This is a genomic window from Kitasatospora sp. NPDC057738, from assembly GCF_042798815.1.
GTDB classification, from domain to species: Bacteria; Actinomycetota; Actinomycetes; order Streptomycetales; family Streptomycetaceae; genus Kitasatospora; species Kitasatospora lactacystinica.
On the sequence record NZ_JBHVJT010000057.1, the window covers coordinates 1 to 16841 of the forward strand.

Sequence of the window (16841 nt, forward strand, 5' to 3'; positions counted from 1 at the left end):
AACTCGATCCACCCGTCGCTCGCCGAACGCCCCTGCACCCACTTCGTGTTGACACCGTTCAGATCCGCCTTGTCAGCGGCCACCGTCCCCCACTCACGGCTTCCGGCGCCCTGGTACACGTTGAGGCCGGCGGGCGGGAACTCGATCCACCCGTCGCTCGCCGAACGCCCCTGCACCCACTTCGTGTTGACACCGTTCAGATCCGCCTTGTCAGCGGCCACCGTCCCCCACTCACGGCTCCCGGCGCCCTGGAACACGTTGAGGCCGGCGGGCGGGAACTCGATCCACCCGTCGCTCGCCGAACGCCCCTGCACCCACTTCGTGTTGACACCGTTCAGATCCGCCTTGTCAGCGGCCACCGTCCCCCACTCCTGCTGTCCGTCCTTGCGCACGTTCACGCCGGACTGCGGGAAGTCGATCCACCCCTTGCCGGAGTCGCGGTCCCCCACCCACGTGGTGTTGATGCCGTTCACGCTGATCTTCTCGGCCGTGACCGTTCCCAGGTCGTTGCCGGCGCCGTGGCCGACCTTGATCCCGTCCGACGGGAACTGGATCCACCCGGCACTGCCGTCCCTGCCCCGCACCCACGCGGCGGTCACGGTGTCGACGTCCGCCGTGGCGGCGGAGACCGTCCCGGGCGCGTCGGAGTCGTTCCGCACCTGCGCACCCTGCGCGGTGAGGACGACCCGGCCCCGGTCCGTCGTCCCCTCCACCCACGGGGTGTGCACCCCGTCGGTCGCCGTCACGCCCTCGAACTCGGGGCTGCGCAGATGGACGGTGGTGGTCAGGATGTAGCCCGGCTGCTGCCGGCTCGGCGAGGTGGCGATCAGGGTGTAGGTGGCGTCCCGCTTCGGCTCCTGGCCCGGCTTCGGCGACCACTGCCAGCCGGCCGCCGTCCCGGTCCTCGGCGGGACCGGTTCCGGGGGGCCGTCCGGGCCCTGGATCTGGTACGTGAGGTCGTCGGGGCCGCTCCACTGCAGGACGACGTCCTTGCCCGCGGCCACCAGGGACGCCCTGGGCCGGAAGTTGCGCGGCACCTTGGGTTCCCGCTTGAGCAGGCTCAGGGTCACGGGGTTCGTCTTCACCCAGGGGCCGTTCGCGGCCCGCTCCGCCACCCGCAGCAGGACCAGGCCCGCCTTGGCGGAGACCGGGAAGCCCTCCAGCACCAGGACCAGCGAGCCGCTTCCCTTGAACACGGAGCGGCCGGGGTCCCGGGCGGCCACCCTGAGGAGACCCGTCGTGGGGTCCCAGCCGACCGTCGGCTCGTCCGCCGGGTCCGTCGCGCTGTTCTGCGCGATCCGCACGGCGACCGCCTTCGGATCCGGCGTCAGGTCGCCGTCCTTCTCCCCGAAGGGCACGCGCACCTCGGTGGAGAACCAGAGCGCGTCGTCGGTGGTCGGATTGGAGACGACGAGGTAAACGGCTCCCCGCGATTCCTCACCCGCCTCCGACACCTGGAGCGGAGCCGGGTCGGTGAGGATTTCGTAGTTCAGATATGCCACCGCTGAAAACCCCCTGCTTCTGCTGTGCGGGCGCTCGCCCCCCACGGGCACGGCCCCTGTACCAGCACTGTCCTGCCGGACAGAAAGCGGGGAAGCCCGATTCACCGCATGCGGCGAGAACCGGACCCGCACTGGCCGAAAGCGGGATCGCCCGATTTCCGGCCTCCCGGTTTCCCACGCGGCACTTCAGACCCGGAGAATGCGCAATCACCCGGCGGCATCAGCGGTTGTCATCGATTGTCGGCCGTTCGATCCCACTGGTCGGCCCGCAGCAGCGGGGATTCACCCTGCCGGAATTCCGTGGAGGCGCAGCCGGCCCGGGTGTCCGGGCGCGAGGACCGCTCCGGTGAGGACGACGAACCGGGCTCCGTCCATCCTCGCCGTTCGGGGCGTCCCGGGTTTGGGCACGGCATTGACCTTTCCGGTTCACGAGGGCGCCGTCTCCACCGGCCGCGCGGCAGCCGGCACCGCCGCGGTGCCGGTGCCGTCCGGGGCCTCGAAGCGCACGGTGGGTTCGAAGTTGGCGCGGCGGGCCGCGCGGCGGAAGACGGTCAGGACGGCGGGCCCGACGACGAGGACGGCGGTGAAGGTGGTGACGGCGCGGCCGGTGTCCCAGCCGAGCGAGGTCGCGAGGTCGAACAGCAGGTAGCGGTGCCACTGTTCGGTGAAGGGCAGACCCGGCAGGTAGGCGATGGAGCTGTTGGGGTCGGTCGAGAACGGCCAGAAGGAGAGGTTGAGCAGGAAGCCGAACAGGTAGCCGGAGAACGCGCCGTAGGCGGCCAGCATCGGCACCTCCACGCGGCGCCGCCGGACTTTCGGCAGCAGACCGGCGAGCATGCCGACGAAGGCGCAGCCGAACATCTGGTAGGGCATCCAGGGGCCGACGCCGCCGGTGAGCAGGGCGGAGGCGAACAGCGAGGTGCAGCCGAGGGTGAAGCCGAAGCCAGGGCCGAAGACCCGCCCTGCCAGGACGAGGATGAAGAAGACCGTCTCCACCCCGGCGGTGCCGGCGCCGAGCGGACGGAGTCCGGCGTTCACGGCCGACAGGACGCCGAGCATGGCCAGGGCCTTGGCGTCGATGCCTCCGGCGGAGATCTCGGCGATGACGACGGCGAGCACCAGGACCAGCAGGGCACCGAAGATCAGCGGTGGGGCGTAGTTGGAGCCGAACTTCCCGGGGGCGACGAGGAACGGCCAGGTGAAGGCCACGAGCCCGATGAAGGCGGCCAGGGCGACGACGATGCGGGCCCGGCCGGGGATCCGCAGGGCGGTCATCGGGCCGCCTCTGCCGGTTCGAGGGCCTCGGCGACCTGCCGGCCGGTCAGGTAGGGCAGCGGGGCGAGGATCTTGGCGGTCTGCGGGGCGAAGGTCGGTGAGGCGACGATCACTTCGGCGGTGGGACCGTCGGCGACGACCTCCCCCTCGGCCATCACGACCACGCGGTCGGCGGCGGAGGCGACGAACTCGACGTCGTGGGTCGACACCACGACGGCGCGCCCCTCGGTGGCGAGGGCGTCCACGATGCCGGTGAGCGCCTCCTTCGCCTGGTAGTCCAGGCCCCGGGTGGGCTCGTCCAGCAGCACCACCGTCGGTGCGGCGGACAGTTGGATCGCCAGCACCAGGGCCAGCTTCTGGCCCTCGGAGAGGTCCCGGGGGTGGGTGTCGTCCGGGATCCCGGGGGCGAGGCGGTCGAGGATCCGCCGTGCGGTCGGCCCGCCCCCGCGGTCGGCTTCGAGGTCGCTCTGGGCGAGTTCCTGGGCGACCGTTTCCAGGTAGAGCAGGTCGGTGGGGGTCTGCGGGACGAGTCCGACCAGCTGCCGGGCCCGGGCCGCGGGCAGGCGCTTGGGGTCCTCGGCCTTCCCGCCCGCCGTGCCGGTGACCTCCACGCTGCCGCGCTGGCGGGGCCCGGAGCCCTGCAGGGCCCACAGCAGCGAGGACTTGCCGGAGCCGTTGCGGCCCATCAGCGCGGTGACCTCGCCCGCGCGCAGCGCCAGGTCGACGTCCCGGACGGCGGCCACCGGACCGTAGCGGACGACCACCCCCCGGGCGTCCAGCACCCGTTCCCCCGCCACCGCTGCCCGGCGCGGCGGAGGAACGGGCACGTCGGTGAGCCGCTCGCGCAGGGACACGGCGGCGCGGCGGGCGTCCCGGACGGACAGCGGCAACGGCTGCCAGCCCGCGAGCCGGCCGAGGTCGACCACGGGCGGCGCGATCGCGGTGTCCCGGAAGACCTCCGCCGGCGGCCCGTGCACGACCGTCCCGTCACCGGGCAGGTAGGCGACCCGGTCGGCGTACTGGACCACCCGCTCCAGCCGGTGCTCGGCCAACAGGACGGTCACGCCGAGGTCGTGCACCAGCCGGGTGATCGCGGCCAGCACCTCCTCGGCGGCCGTCGGGTCCAGGGCGGAGGTCGGCTCGTCCAGCACCAGCACCCGGGGGTGTGCGGTGAGGACGGAGCCGATGGCGACGCGCTGCTGCTGCCCGCCGGAGAGCTCGTGCAGGGCGCGGTGGCGCAGCTCGGCCAGGCCGAGCAGGTCGAGGGTCTCCTCGACGCGCTTGCGCATGACCTCCGGCGGGATCGCCAACTGCTCCATGACGTAGGCCAGTTCCTCCTCCACCGTGTCGGTGGTGAAGCCGGCCAGTGGATCCTGCCCGACCACGCCGACCACGTCGGCGAGTTCACGTGGCGGGTGGTGGGCGGTGTCGCGGCCGTCCACGGTTACGCGCCCGCGCAGGGTGCCGCCGGTGAAGTGCGGCACGAGGCCGTTGACGGCGCCGAGCAGAGTGGACTTGCCGGCGCCGGTGCGGCCGACCACCAGGCAGAGCTCGCCCTCCGGGATGTGGAGGTCGACGTCGCGCAGGACGGGCGTCGTCGCGCCGTCGTACACCACGCCGACCTGGTCGAATCGGATCACGTGGTCACCTCGGTGTGCGAGCGGTCGGTCCTGGTGGGAGTCGGGCGGAGGCTGCGGGTGTTCGGCCCGGCGGTGGGGAGACGATCCCCGCGGCGCCCGCCAGCAGCAGGGCGAGGACCGGGACGAGCGGCAGGGCCGGCCAGGTCAGCGGGTAGAGCGAGGGGTTCAGGTCGGTGGCGTCGTAGCCGACGGTGGCGAACAGCAGTACGGCGGCGGTCACCCCGCACCCGGCGACCGCCCACTCGGCGGCCCGCCAGCGGTCCGGGCGGTAGGTGGTGCGCCGGACGCGCCGCCCGCCGAGCAGCAGGCCGGCCACGCACAGCACGGCGCCCGCCAGGAAGGCCGGCAGGCCCAGTGCGGCGGGCGCCGTGCCGTCCAGCAGCCCGTACACCCCGGCGCACAGGCCGCACATGCCGAGCAGCATCAATGCGCCGGTGAGCCGGCGGGAGCGGCGCGAGGCCGTACCGGAACGCCCGTAGCCGCGCGAGTCCATCGCGGCGGCCAGGCTGAGCGAGCGCTCCAGCGCATCCTCCAGGACCGGCACCACGATGCCGCGCAGGGCGCGAACGCCCTTGCGTTGCCCGGCGCGCAACCGCCGGGCCCGGGCGACGCGTTGGACGCTCTGCACCAGCTGCGGCGCGACGCTCAGCGACACCGTCACGGCGACGCCCAGCTCGTACAGCGCACCCGGCAGGACCCGCAGCGCCCGCTTGGGGTTGGCCAGGGTGTTGGCCGCCCCGATGCAGCAGATCAGGCAGGCCAGCCGCAGCCCGTCGAAGGCCGCCGAGAGCGTGGCCTCCAGGGAGACCGGGCCGCCGATCCGGATGCCCGCGTACCAGGCGGGGGTGGGGATGTGCGGCAGGGAGAAGAGCAGGTGGTCGTGCGGGGTGATGCCGGTGGCGAAGACGCAGCGGAAGACCACCCGGATCGCCACCACGGTCAGGGCCACCCACAGGTAGTAGCCGAAGCCGCGCGCCCACGGGGCTTCGCTGCGGCGGGCCGTCACCACATAGCCGAGCACGGCGAGGACGAGCAGGAGCAGCAGCGGGTTGGTGGTGCGGCTGGCCGCCGTCGCCAGGGCGAGCGCCCAGGCCCACCAGGCCAGCGGGTGCAGGTTCCGCGGGACGCGCCCGCTCCCCGCCGCCCGCCCGGGGACGGACTGCGGGGAAGAGCCGGCGACGGCCTTGTCGAGCGTGGTCACCGGATCACTCGGCCCGTCGGCGGCGCCGCCGCGCCGCGATCACGGTGGCCGCCCCGAGCACCACGACGAGGACGACCGCGACCACGGCGGGGACCATCGAGCCGGAGTCGTGCGGGGCGTCGGCCACCGGGTCGGCGTTCACCACTCCGCCGGGTACGGCGGGGGCGGGCGTCGGCGCGGCCACGGCGGACTGCTCCGTCGGCCGGTCGCTCGGCGTGTCCGTGGGCAGCGCGGTGGGCGGCTCGACCGGTACCGGTGTCGCGGGCACCGGCGTCGACTCGGGCGCACCCGGCGGGGTGATGCCGTCCTCGGGGGTGCCGGCCGTGCCGGGGGGCGTGCCGGGCGCGGGCGGACGGGCTCCGCCCGCCGGGGGCTTGGTGGGAGCCGGGGCCCGACCGGTACCGGAGCCACCGGTCGTGCCGGTGGACCCGCCGGAGCCGCTGCCGGAACCGCTGCCGCCGGTCGTCCCGGCACCGCCACTCGTCGACCCGCTGCCGGAACCGCCCGAGGCACCGCCGGAGCCGCCCGCGGTGCCCTGACCCGGGTCGGCCGGCTGCCCACCGGGGCTGGAGTCGCGCGCCCGGACACTGTCGGGCGAGAAGGTCGGGCGGCCCTCGGTGCCCTCGATGTCGGTGCCGCCGAAGATCCACAGGTCGACGCTGCCCGGCTTCGGCTGGTAGAGCATCGCGCCGAGCTGGCTGTACGACCAGGTGTTCTGGCCCGGGTCGGCGTGCCAGTACGACCAGTAGGCGGTGGCCGGGGGCGTCAGGACGCACTTCTCCTGGTCCGGGGTCGGGTACTGCTTGCCGCCCTGGAACCCGCTGTAGCCGATCCGGCAGATGAAGGCCGGGCCGTCGTGGCCGGTGCCGGTGGTCTTCCAGCCGCCCTGGTTGAGCAGGGTGTAACCGGTGGTGGGAGTGGTGCCGCAGGAGCGCAGCAGCGGCCCGCCCCACTTGCTGAAGTCCACGGCGAGCACGACACCGGAGGTGGTGGTGCACTGGTCCATCGGCAGCGGCGCCGCGGACGCCGGGGCGGTGCCCACGGCAACACCCCCGAACGCGACGGCCAGCGTCGTGGCGGCTGCGCCCGGCAGCCGGCCGAAGCGCCGGATCACCGGTGACGCCCCGGGCCCGAGGCGGTGCGACGGCGGGCGGCCAGGACGGCCGCGGCGCCGAGCACGGTCAGCAGACCGGCGGCCCCCGTCAGTGCGAGTGCTTCGCTCCCCGTGGCCGCAAGGCCGCCGGTACCGGACCGCCCGGCACCGGCACTGATGGGAACACCACCGCCGACCGGGCCACCGGCGAGCGGGGCGTCGGACGGACGGGTGGTCGAGCCGTCACCGGGACCGGGCGCGACGGAGGTCGGGGACGTCGTCGCGGTCCGCGTGCCGGTGCCCGTCGGGGTCGGCGTACCGGTCGCGGTCGCGGTGCCCGTGGGCGTGCCGGTCGGTGTCCCCGTGGGAGTCCCCGTGGGCGTTCCGGTCGGCGTCCCCGTGGGAGTCGGCGTCGGCGTACCCCCGAGGTTGCGGCTCAGCGTGCCGAAGGAGATCCCGGTGGCGCCGCCGAGCACCTGTGTGGAGGCACGGACGTCCGAGCCCTGCTGGCCGCCCGAGGCGACGTTGAACCCGCCGTCGCCGTTCTGCTGCCCGGCGAGGAAGTCGAGCGCCTTGGCGATCTGTGCACCGTGGATCGACCGACGGAGCGTCATGCCCTGGATCGCGAGCGCGGCCGAGTTGGTGGAGTCTCCGGCCGCGCCGGGGAATCCGCCGTCGGGGAGCTGCCGCGCGGCCAGCCAGGTGGTCCCCCTGTCGACCGCCTGCGCCGCCTCGTCGCCCGGAACCAGGGCCAGGGCCATGACGGCCATCGCCGTACTGTCCACATCCGAGTCGCCGGTGGCCGGGATCAGGCTCGGCCAGGAGCCGTCCGGGTGCTGCAGGCCCTTCAGGTAGGCGATCGCAGGGGCTGCGCCGGCGGCGTCGCCGGCCCGGAGCTGGGCCATGACGGCGAGCGCCTGGGAGAACACCGAGGTCGCGTAGACGTAGTTGCCGGGGGCGGCGCAGCCGGTGTTCGCGTCGGCCTTGGTGCACACCATCGCGGCGAGGGCGGCGATCAGGTCGCGGCCGCCGAAGGCGCGCGGGTCGCGGCCCACGACCTCGGCGAGCAGCGCCTCCTTGCCGATGGACCCGCCGCCGGCGTACTCGGTGCCGATGGCCGTCCAGTCGTTGACGGTGCGCTCGCTCGCGTCCTTGCCCTGCTGGTCCAGGAAGTCGACGATCCGGCGCAGCGCGGCGTCGTCGGTGCCGGTGGCGGCCAGGGCGTAGGCGCCGTCGATGGTCAGGCCGAAGTCGGCGAAGGCCGGGAACCCCTCGTAGTAGTGACCGTCGATCAGCCGGGCCGGGTCGGTGAGGTAGGCGCTCCCCTTCGCGGCGTCGGGCTTCCTCCCGGCGGGCGTGGTCGGGGGCGTGGTGGTCGGCGTGGTCGGCGGGGTGGTGGCGCCGTCCGGGTTGTGCCGGACGCTGGTGAGGTCGGTGCCGGTCAGGGCCAGGATGGCCTGTTCGGTGGCGGCGGCGTCCGGGTCGGTGGTCGACTCGTCGGGGCCGAAGCCGCCGTCCTTGCCCTGCCGGGCGGCGAGCCAGGCGGTGGCGGCGGCCTGTCGGGCGCCCTGGCCGGTGGCCCGGAAGGCCTGGGCGGCGCTCGCGGTGCTGGTGGTGTCGCCGGGGGCGCCGGCGTAGGGAAGGAGGGAGCCGTCGGGCTGCTGGCTCGCCGCGAGCCGGTCGGCGGCCTTCTCGGCGGCCGCCTCGTAGCCGGGGGCCGTGCGCAGGGCGAGGACGGCGATCGCGGTGGTGAGCGGGTCGGACTCGCAGTGGTCACCCGCGACGATCATCGAGCCGGCCATGCCGCCGTCGTCGCACTGGAGGACCGTGAACCGGGCGAGTGCCGGGGCGGGTGGGGTGATGCCGGCGCGCTGGAGCGCGATGACCCCGAGGGACTGGACCCAGGGCGAGGCCGCGCCGAGGAAGTCCCCGGCGGCGGTGCACTTCCCGTTCTCCCCGGCTGCCGTGCAGACGTGGTCGGTGAGCGCGGCAAGCGGGTCCCGCCCGCCGAAGGTGCGGGGGTCGCGGCCGGTGCTCTCGGCGACGAGGGCCAGCAGGGCGGCGGCTCTGGTGTCGGGTGCGCCGGCGGGGCCGTCGGGGTACAGGAAGGCATCGATGTGGTCGGCGAGGAAGCCGACCACCTTGCGCAGTGCCGGGTCCTGCGTTCCGGCGGCGGCGAGTGCGACGGCGGTGAGGGCGGTCCGGGGGTAGTCCGGCCCCGGGGCGGCCCAGTTCTCCATGTGGTCGCCGCCGACGAGCTGACCGGCCAGCCAGGCGGCCGCGGCGGCCGGATCACCGATGGGGGACGGCGTGCCGGTGGGGCTCGGCGTCCCCGGGGACGTGGCGGACGGCGAGGCGCTCGCGGAGGGGGACGAGGAAGGCGAAGGGGACGCCGAGGAGCCACCGTTCTTCGCGCGGACCGAGTCCGGGGTGAAGTCCGGCGCCCCGCTGGTGCCCCCGATGTCGGTGCCGCCGTACACCCAGGCCTCGACCTCGCCGGGCTTGGGCTGCTGCGTGCCGGCGCCGAACCGGCTGTAGGACCAGGTCTGTTGGCCGGGTGCGGCGATCCAGTACGACCAGTACGCGGTGGCCTGCGGGGTGTTGACGCACGGCTCCTCGGCCGGAGTCGGGTACTGGACACCGCCGTTGAAGGTCCCGGTGCCGAGTCGGCAGATGAAGGCGGGCCCGTCGCGCTCGGTGCCGGTCGTGGTGAATCCCGCGTTGTGCAGCAGGTTCATCCCCGTCGTCGGGTGGGCGTCACAGCCCCGGACGACCCCGCCGCCCCAGTGGCTGAAGTCGACGGCGACGATCGCGCCCGTCGTCGCCGTGCACTGCTCGATCGGATCGGCTGCCGCGGAGCCGGGGTGGCCCAGCAGGACGGTTCCTCCCGCGGCCACTGCGACGGCCGTGGTGATCAGAAGCGAGCCCAGTTCTCTGCTTCTGTGACGCGTAGGACTGCTGCTGACCCTCACCGGCGACTCCCCGATCGGTCGTCGGGGTCCCACGGCGCAGCCGACGGCTCTCCCCGGCACGGGGCGCCGTCGCGACCGCGTCGTAGTCCACGACGACGCATGTACTCATGAACAAGGCCCCGGCGCAGGCATTCCGGCTCACCGGCCCTTGCGGGCGGGTCTACGGTTGCGGGTCAGCGCCGGAATCGGACCGGCTTCCCCTGACTGCCGAGGACTAAAAAGCGGTTCATCACACCATGTGCTCGGAGTCGTCGTCAACGAGTCGTCATGTCACTTTCGCCACCTCGTAGATCCGTTCACGGGTGCGGTAACGTCCGCGGTGGCCGAGCGGGGGAATCCGGTGCGAATCCGGAGCTGACGCGCAGCGGTGTGGGGCGGTGGTTGCACCGGCCCCGAGCCCGAATGCCCGCGCGGTCGTGCAGCACCAGCACCAGCCCGCCCACGCGATCCGGGCGGCCGCCGCCCCGTACCACCGCGCTCTCGGACGAGCGCTGGGGTCCCGGGGCAGGACCGGCGCGCCCGTCACCCCAAGGAGCCCGTTCCGTGTCCGTTCCCGCGCACTCGCGCTTCGTCTCCTCACGCCTCGCTTCCGCGGCGACCGTCTCGATGGCCGCCTGCGCCCTCCTGATGTCGGCCGTCCCTGCGCACGCCACCGCCTCGCCGAGCCAGATAGCCACCTCCAGGACCACCGGCGTCACGTACCTCAAGTCCCTCCAGGCCGCCGACGGCAGTTACGTCACCGGCGGCGGGCTCTCCAACGAGTGGGCCTTCAGCGCGCTCGCCGCCGCCGGCACCGCCGCGGCCGATGTCGCCCCTGGCGGTGACACGAGCAAGAACGCGCGCCTGGTCTACCGCAACCAGCTCGCCGCGAGCAGTTGGCCGAGCACCTCGCCGGTCGTCACCGACTACGAGCGTGGCATCCTCAACTCCTACGCGGCCGGCATCGACCCCGCGCGGATCGGCCCGGGCCGCAACCTCGTGGCCGACCTCGCCGCCTACTGGCAGACCGCCGAACCCGGCTACTACGGCCCGTCCGCGAACTTCAACGGGACCGTCTTCGGCCTGCTCGCCCTCGGCGGCGCCAAGACCCGGAGCGGCGGACAACGCGTCCCGCAGTCCCTGCTGAACGCCTCGGTCGCGACCGTGCGCGCCAACCAGCACAACGACGGCGGCTGGAACTACAGCAAGGCCGCCGGCGACCCGACCGCGCTCGCCCAGGGCAGCGACATCGACATGACCGGTGCCGCCATGGCCTCCCTGTGTGTCGGCGGCGTCCCGGGCACCGACGCCGCGATCGTGGCCGCGAAGAACTTCCTCAAGGGCAAGCTCGCCTCCTCCGGCGCCTTCAACGCCATGTTCGGCGTCAACACCGACTCCAACGGCTGGGCCGTGTCCGGCCTCAACGCCTGCGGCATCAACCCCCAGGGCACCGACTTCACCAGCGGCACCGGCAAGACCCCGGTCGACTTCCTCGTCGCCCAGCAGTTCAAGCCCGGTGGCGGCTTCAAGTACCTGCCCACCGACACCTCCCCGTCCCCGTACGCCTCCGTCGACGGCCTGCGCGCCGTCGCCGGCGCCGGGTTCACCGCCACCCCGCCGGCGCCGACCACCGCGGGCGAACCCGCCTGGGCCGCCACCACCGGCTTCACCGCGGGTACGGCCGCCCGGCTCGCACTGGTCGTCGACGACGGCACCAGCAACCTCAAGGTCTGCGCCGTCACCCTCACCCCCACCGGCACCACCACGACCCTCGGCGACGTCCTCGACGCGGCGGCCACCGCCACTCCGAGCGGCTGCGTCACCTCCGTCACCCCGTCCACCGGCGGCGGCACCGTCACCGCGCTCAACGGCACCGCGAACAGCGGCTCCTCCACCTGGCAGGTCGGCCTGGACGGCGCCACCGCCACCGCCGCCACCCGGGCCACCACCGTCCACCTCGGCGACACCGTCTCGCTGAGCTACGGCAGCTGATCAACCGACAGGGCGAAGCCGCGGCGGCAGTCCCGCGGCGGCCGTGCGTGCTCGGCTGCGGCGGTCGGCAGCGTACTGCTGCACGACCACCTCGTCCGGCGCCGGCGGGCACCTCACGCCCGACCCCTGTGCCCCGGCCTCCCTCGTCGGGGAGGCCGGGGCGTCGACGTGTACGGGCAGGCGGGTCAGGGAGCGGTGATGCCGGGTTGGGCGCCGGCGCCGAAGGACCAGCCCTCGACGTCGCCGGGGGCCGGGTTGTAGCTGCCCGCGCCGAGGCCGCTGTACGACCAGGGGCCGCCGTGCTGGGCGTGCCAGTACGACCAGTAGGCGCTGCCGGTGGGGTTGGTGCAGGTTGTCGGCAGGCTGTTGACGGTGCAGACGAAACCCGGGAAGCGCGGGTGGAAGGCGTAGCTGAATCCGGCGCCGGTCAGCGCGGCCAGGCCGCTGGCCGGGTCGCCGAGCGCACAGCCGGTCTGGATGCCGCCGCCGACAGCGGTGAAGTCGACCACGACCGTGACGCCGGTGGTCCCGCCGCAAGCGGCGGCCCGAGCCTGCGGGGCCTGGACGGCGGAGACGCCGAGCAGACCGGCGGTGAGGGCGGCGGCCGCGGCGATCGAGCCGAGCGTACGGCGGACCGGGCGCGCCGGAGTGAGGGTGTCGCTCATCGGTGAACTCCTCCTGGTTTCGGGCGTGTTCAGTACGCGGCCGGGGCCGGGCAGGCCAGGGTGGGCGCGTCCGGGCGGGCCCCGGCGGCGGAGAGCGTGGCGAGCGGGGTGCCGGCGAGGCCGAGGACGGCCTGCGCGGTGGCCCGGGCGCCGTTGCCCGCGTTGAAGCCGGAGGCGTCGTAGGCGACCGCACCGCGCACGGCAGGGTCGGCCGAGCAGCCCTGCTGGAACTTCACCAGCCGGCTCCAGCCCTTGAGGCCGGCGCCGAAGCGCCCGCCGGCCAGCAGCGCCTGGGTGGCGAGGCCGGTGGTGTTGGCGTTGGACGTGGTCGCCCCGGCGGCCGCGAACCCGCCGTCGGCGTTCTGGTGGGTGGTCAGCCAGCCGAGGCCCGCGTTCGCCTTGGCTGTGCGGCCGGTGGCGGCGAGGGCCTGGACGGCGAGCGCGGTGGCGTCCGGGTCGCCGGTGCAGGTCGCCTGGCCGAAGGAGACGGGGAAGCCGCCGTCCGCGCACTGGCTGTTGGCGAGGTAGTCCACGGCCGCCGCCGGGGCGTCACCGGGCGTGCGGTGCAGGGCGATCAGGGCCAGCGACTGGCCGAAGGCGTTGCTGTAGTCGCCCCACTGGGAGCGGTCCGAGAAGCGGCCCTCGGCGGTCTGGAGCGAGCGCAGCCGGGCCGGCAGATCGACGCCACCGAAGGACGCCGCGTTCCCGCCGCGCACCTCGACGGCGAGCAGCAGCTTGGCCGTCGCGCCCGCGTAGGCCTCGGTGGTGCCGTCGCCGAGGTAGCCGCCGATGACCTCGGGCTTCGCCAGCCAGGCGGTGGCCTTCGCGGCGGCCTCGTCGGAGCCGTGCGAGGCCGCGAAGGCCAGCACGGCGTCGATGGTCAGGCCCTGGTCGGGGTAGGCGGTGCCGTTGAACACGGACTCGAAGTGGTCACCGTCGACGAGCTGCCGGGCCAGCCAACCGCCGGCGGCGGCGTCGGGACGGACCGTCGGCGACGAGGTCGCGGCGGCGGGAGCGGCATGGGCGGTGGCCGCCGCCGGGAACAGGGTGGCGAGGGCGAGGACGGGTATCGCGAGCGGGCCGAGGGAGCGGCGAACGGCGGGCATGGGCTGCCTTTCCGGGCCCGCGCGCAGGGGCCCGGAAGGCGTCGGCGAGCGCCGAGGGGCCAGCGGGCTCCGGCCCGCAGACCACGACGGGAGGAGGGGTGACACACCTCCGCCGACGGGTACTCGGGCTCGCCGCCGACGCGGGGTCGGCGGCCTACCGTTGCGGGTCAGCGCCGGATTCGAACCGGACTTCCCCCATCGGCGGAGTCACAACATGACGGCCCATCATGGCGATGCCCCGAACAACGGGTCAAGAGACCCCGGGCCCGAATCCCCTGTTGAACAGTGGCCTCGTCATCACCGAGCCGAGGCCGACGAGGCCGGCCAGGCCGACGACCTGATCACCACCGACGACGGGGCCGTCCGGTTCGCAGTGAGGCTCGCCCTTGGTCCAGGCCTCATGACGCTTGAGCGGGGCGGGTGAGGGCGTGCCAGCCGCTGTAGCCCCCGAGGAGGTCGGAGACCTCGGCGTGACCGTGGTGGCGCAGCAGGCTGGCGGCGATGGAGGAGCGGTGGCCGCTGGCGCAGTGGACGACGAGGGGGCGGTCGGTGGGGATCTCGTCGAGGCGGCCCGGGAGTTCGGTCAGGGGGATGTGCACGGATCCTTCGATGGAGCCGGTTTCGCGCTCACCGCAGGTGCGCACGTCCAGGACGGTGGGGGGCTGCGCGTCGGTGAGGGCGGTACGGAGCTGGTCGGCGGTGAGGCGGCCGGCGGGGGCGACCTCGTCGGCGAGGGCGGGCAGGGCGTTGCCGGGGTTGCGCAGGTAACCGGCGATGCGGTCGAAGCCGATGCGGGCGAGGCGGGTGACGACCTCGCCCTCGCGGTCCTGCGGGGCGATGATCGCGATGCTGCTGTCGGGGGTGAGGACGGTGCCGGCCTGTTCGGCGAAGCGGCCGTCGACGGGGACGTTGATGGCGCCGCGGATGTGTCCCGCGCCGAAGTCCTGGGGGCTGCGGGCGTCGAGGACGACGGCGCCCGCGTTACGGGCCTCCTTGAAGCCCTCGGGGCACAGCGGGCGGGCTGCGTTCGCGGGATCGAGCAGCGGGCGGTCCTTCCGGTTGAGGGCGGCGTCGTGGCCGAAGTAGGCGGGGGCGGTGGACTGGCCGGCGGTGACGATGCGGACGAAGGTGTCCTGGTCCATGGGCCGGCAGGCGTAGTTGGTCAGTCGCTGCGCCCCGATGGTGGACTGGCGGTCGGCGGAGAGGTTCTTGCCGCAGGCCGAGCCGGCACCGTGGGCGGGGAAGACGAGGGTCTCGTCGGGCAGAGCGAGCAGCTTGCGGTGGACGCTGTCGTAGAGCATCGCGCCGAGTTCGGCGGCGGTGACGCCGGCCGAGGCGAGCAGGTCGGGGCGGCCGACATCGCCGATGAACAGCGCGTCGCCGGTGAGCACACCGTACGGGACGGTGTCGTCGGGCTGCTCGAAGACCAGGATGCTGATCGACTCGGGCGTGTGGCCGGGGGTTTCGAGGACCTGGACGGTGACGTCGCCGAGTTCGATCCGCTCACCGTCGGTGAGCTTGCGGATGGGGTACTCGGTCTCGGCGCGGTGACCGTAGCCGATCCAGGCGCCGGTGCGGGCGGCGAGTTCGAGGTGGCCGGCCAGGAAGTCGGCGTGGAAGTGGGTGTTGATGACGCCGACGACGGTCAGGCCACGCGACATGGCGTCGGCGAGGTACTCGTCGACGTCCCGGCGGGGGTCGACGATCACGGCCCGGCCGGTGCGTTCGTCGGCGATCAGGTAGGAGGCCTGGGAGAGGCAGTCGAGGTAGTACTGGCTGAAGATCACGGGGTTGTCTCCTCCGGGTCGGGCCTCGGCCTTCTCCTGGTCGGCGAAGCCGGATTCCTGGGCGCCACAGCGCCATCGTGATACCCCCCTCGGTATATTTGCGAGCATACGGCTTCGGGAGCCGATACGGGCGGGGGTATGTCCGAACGATTTCGATAATACCCCCGGGGGTACTATGGTGAAGCCATCGAGGGGGCCGGCCACCGCCGCCGAGCCGATACGGGCGGGGCCGAGGACGCACCGGCCACGCCGCCGTACCGGGCCACCGGGCCCGTACGGACGCCCGCGCCGCCCCCGACCTGCCGGACCACTGCGGTCCGGTCTGCACCACTGGAGACACCGCATGCCTTTGCTGCCGCGCGCCCACGGGTCCGCTCCCCACGAACACCGCGCCCACGGACACCGCACCCCCGGGCGGACCACCCCCGCCGAGGCCCACGAACTCGCCCGCACCGGCGCCGCCGTGCTGCTCGACGTCCGGGAGGCCGCCGAGTACGCCGCCGGGCACGCCCCCGGCGCGCTGCACCAGCCGCTGATCGGCCTGGTCGCCGGTGTCCCGCTGCCGCCCGCGGCGGCCGGCCGGACCGCGCTGGCGATCTGCCGCTCCGGCCACCGCTCCCAGCGCGCCGCGGAGTTGCTCGCCCAGCGCGGCGTCGAGGTGCTGAACGTGGCCGGCGGCATGAACGCCTGGGCCCTGTCCGGGCTCCCGGTCACCACGCCCGACGGAAGCGCCGGGCACGTGATATGACCACGCTGCTCCTGGCACTCGCCGCCGGCGCGGTGGTCGGGCTCGCCCTGGGCGGGCTGGGCGGCGGCGGCAGCATGCTCGCCGTACCCGCCCTGGTCTACCTGCTGGGCTTCAGCCCGGCGCTGGCCACGACGGCCAGCCTGGTGATCGTCGCCGCGACCTCCCTGACCGGCCTGATCGCCCACGCCCGGGCGGGCCGGGTCCGCTGGCGCACCGGCGCCCTGTTCGCCGCCGCCGGACTGCCCCTCGCCGCGGCCGCCGGGGCGCTGTCCGCCCACCTGCCGGGCGCGCTGCTGACCGGCGCCTTCGCGGTACTGGCGGCGCTCGCGGCCTTCCGGATGCTGAGGCCGCCCAAGGCCGAGGCGCAGGAACGTTCCGCCGCAGGACTCGGCCGCTCCACGGCCGCGGGCGCCGGACTCGGCGCCGTCACCGGACTGCTCGGCGTCGGCGGCGGCTTCCTCGCCGTACCGGCCCTGGTCTCGGTGCTCGCCTTCACCATGGCCGAGGCGGTCGGCACCAGCCTGCTGGTCATCACCGCCAACTCGCTCGCCGCCCTGCTGCCCCGCCTGGGCGCGACCGGCGCGATCGACTGGGCCGTGGCCGCCCCCTTCACCGGAGCCGCGATCCTCGGCGCCTGGGACGGCAAACGGCTGGCCGACAAGCTCAGCGGGCGCACCCTGCGGAAGGCCTTCGCCGTCGCCCTGCTCGCCGTCGCCGCGCTGATGCTGATCACCACGCTCGCCTGATTCACCACGCCGGGCCGATCAGCACGCCGGGCCGACCACCGCGACGGGCCGACCACGGTGCCACCGCGACGGGCCGACGCCCAGCCCCCGACCCCCCAACCCCCAGCCACACCCCCTTCCGGAGAGGACCCCACC

12 protein-coding genes and 3 riboswitches are annotated in these 16841 nt (G+C 74.3%); of the genes, 3 read left to right on the forward strand and 9 right to left on the reverse strand.

The window, feature by feature from the left end:
- The 6 genes from ACFVGO_RS27395 to ACFVGO_RS27420 form a co-directional block, all read right to left on the reverse strand.
- Positions 1–1502, reverse strand: a 1502-nt coding sequence (locus ACFVGO_RS27395) for a hypothetical protein (protein WP_380634592.1), incomplete at its 3' end; no start/stop codon positions are given.
- 426 nt (positions 1503–1928) lie between these two features.
- Positions 1929–2777 (reverse strand): ECF transporter S component, encoded by an 849-nt coding sequence (locus ACFVGO_RS27400; protein WP_380634594.1) that lies wholly within the window; start codon positions 2775–2777, stop codon positions 1929–1931.
- Positions 2774–4417 (reverse strand): ATP-binding cassette domain-containing protein, encoded by a 1644-nt coding sequence (locus ACFVGO_RS27405; protein WP_359907874.1) that lies wholly within the window; start codon positions 4415–4417, stop codon positions 2774–2776. Before ACFVGO_RS27405 ends, ACFVGO_RS27400 begins: the two co-directional genes overlap by 4 nt.
- A gap of 4 nt (positions 4418–4421) precedes the next feature.
- Positions 4422–5531 (reverse strand): CbiQ family ECF transporter T component, encoded by a 1110-nt coding sequence (locus ACFVGO_RS27410; protein WP_380634661.1) that lies wholly within the window; start codon positions 5529–5531, stop codon positions 4422–4424.
- Positions 5532–5622: 91 nt separating this feature from the next.
- On the reverse strand, positions 5623–6660 hold the full coding sequence (locus ACFVGO_RS27415) for a hypothetical protein (protein WP_380634596.1): 1038 nt from the start codon (positions 6658–6660) through the stop codon (positions 5623–5625).
- A gap of 68 nt (positions 6661–6728) precedes the next feature.
- Positions 6729–9608 (reverse strand): prenyltransferase/squalene oxidase repeat-containing protein, encoded by a 2880-nt coding sequence (locus tag ACFVGO_RS27420; protein ID WP_380634598.1) that lies wholly within the window; start codon positions 9606–9608, stop codon positions 6729–6731.
- Between the two features lie 180 nt (positions 9609–9788).
- A riboswitch (cobalamin riboswitch) is annotated at positions 9789–9930 on the reverse strand.
- Between the two features lie 83 nt (positions 9931–10013).
- Positions 10014–10091: riboswitch (cobalamin riboswitch) on the forward strand.
- 198 nt (positions 10092–10289) lie between these two features.
- Here ACFVGO_RS27420 and ACFVGO_RS27425 point away from each other — a divergent pair.
- Positions 10290–11654, forward strand: a complete 1365-nt coding sequence (locus ACFVGO_RS27425) for a hypothetical protein (protein WP_380634663.1) — start codon at positions 10290–10292, stop codon at positions 11652–11654.
- Between the two features lie 185 nt (positions 11655–11839).
- Here the strand turns inward: ACFVGO_RS27425 and ACFVGO_RS27430 are convergent, their stop codons facing one another.
- The 3 genes from ACFVGO_RS27430 to ACFVGO_RS27440 form a co-directional block, all read right to left on the reverse strand.
- A complete protein-coding gene (locus ACFVGO_RS27430) occupies positions 11840–12319 on the reverse strand; it encodes a flagellar hook-length control protein FliK (RefSeq protein ID WP_380354076.1) in 480 nt (159 codons plus the stop codon).
- Between the two features lie 29 nt (positions 12320–12348).
- Positions 12349–13425, reverse strand: a complete 1077-nt coding sequence (locus ACFVGO_RS27435) for a prenyltransferase/squalene oxidase repeat-containing protein (RefSeq protein WP_380634600.1) — start codon at positions 13423–13425, stop codon at positions 12349–12351.
- A gap of 96 nt (positions 13426–13521) precedes the next feature.
- Positions 13522–13643: riboswitch (cobalamin riboswitch) on the reverse strand.
- 180 nt (positions 13644–13823) lie between these two features.
- Entirely contained in the window at positions 13824–15212 is a 1389-nt protein-coding gene (locus ACFVGO_RS27440) for a rhodanese-like domain-containing protein (protein WP_380634602.1), read from the reverse strand.
- A 343-nt stretch (positions 15213–15555) separates the two neighbouring features.
- Here ACFVGO_RS27440 and ACFVGO_RS27445 point away from each other — a divergent pair, with 343 nt between their 5' ends.
- Together ACFVGO_RS27445 and ACFVGO_RS27450 are read left to right on the forward strand one after the other, a co-directional pair.
- On the forward strand, positions 15556–15960 hold the full coding sequence (locus tag ACFVGO_RS27445) for a rhodanese-like domain-containing protein (RefSeq protein ID WP_380634604.1): 405 nt from the start codon (positions 15556–15558) through the stop codon (positions 15958–15960).
- Entirely contained in the window at positions 15957–16706 is a 750-nt protein-coding gene (locus ACFVGO_RS27450; protein ID WP_359907890.1) for a sulfite exporter TauE/SafE family protein, read from the forward strand. Before ACFVGO_RS27445 ends, ACFVGO_RS27450 begins: the two co-directional genes overlap by 4 nt.
- The last annotated feature ends 135 nt before the right edge of the window (positions 16707–16841 follow it).

Coding starts and splice junctions, on each gene's coding strand:
- ACFVGO_RS27400 (WP_380634594.1), bottom strand. CDS start 2,777: ATGACCGCCCTGCGGATCCCCGGCCGGGCCCGCATCGTCGTCGCCCTG.
- ACFVGO_RS27425 (WP_380634663.1), top strand. CDS start 10,290: ATGGCCGCCTGCGCCCTCCTGATGTCGGCCGTCCCTGCGCACGCCACC.
- ACFVGO_RS27430 (WP_380354076.1), bottom strand. CDS start 12,319: ATGAGCGACACCCTCACTCCGGCGCGCCCGGTCCGCCGTACGCTCGGC.
- ACFVGO_RS27435 (WP_380634600.1), bottom strand. CDS start 13,425: ATGCCCGCCGTTCGCCGCTCCCTCGGCCCGCTCGCGATACCCGTCCTC.
- ACFVGO_RS27445 (WP_380634604.1), top strand. CDS start 15,556: ATGCCTTTGCTGCCGCGCGCCCACGGGTCCGCTCCCCACGAACACCGC.
- ACFVGO_RS27450 (WP_359907890.1), top strand. CDS start 15,957: ATGACCACGCTGCTCCTGGCACTCGCCGCCGGCGCGGTGGTCGGGCTC.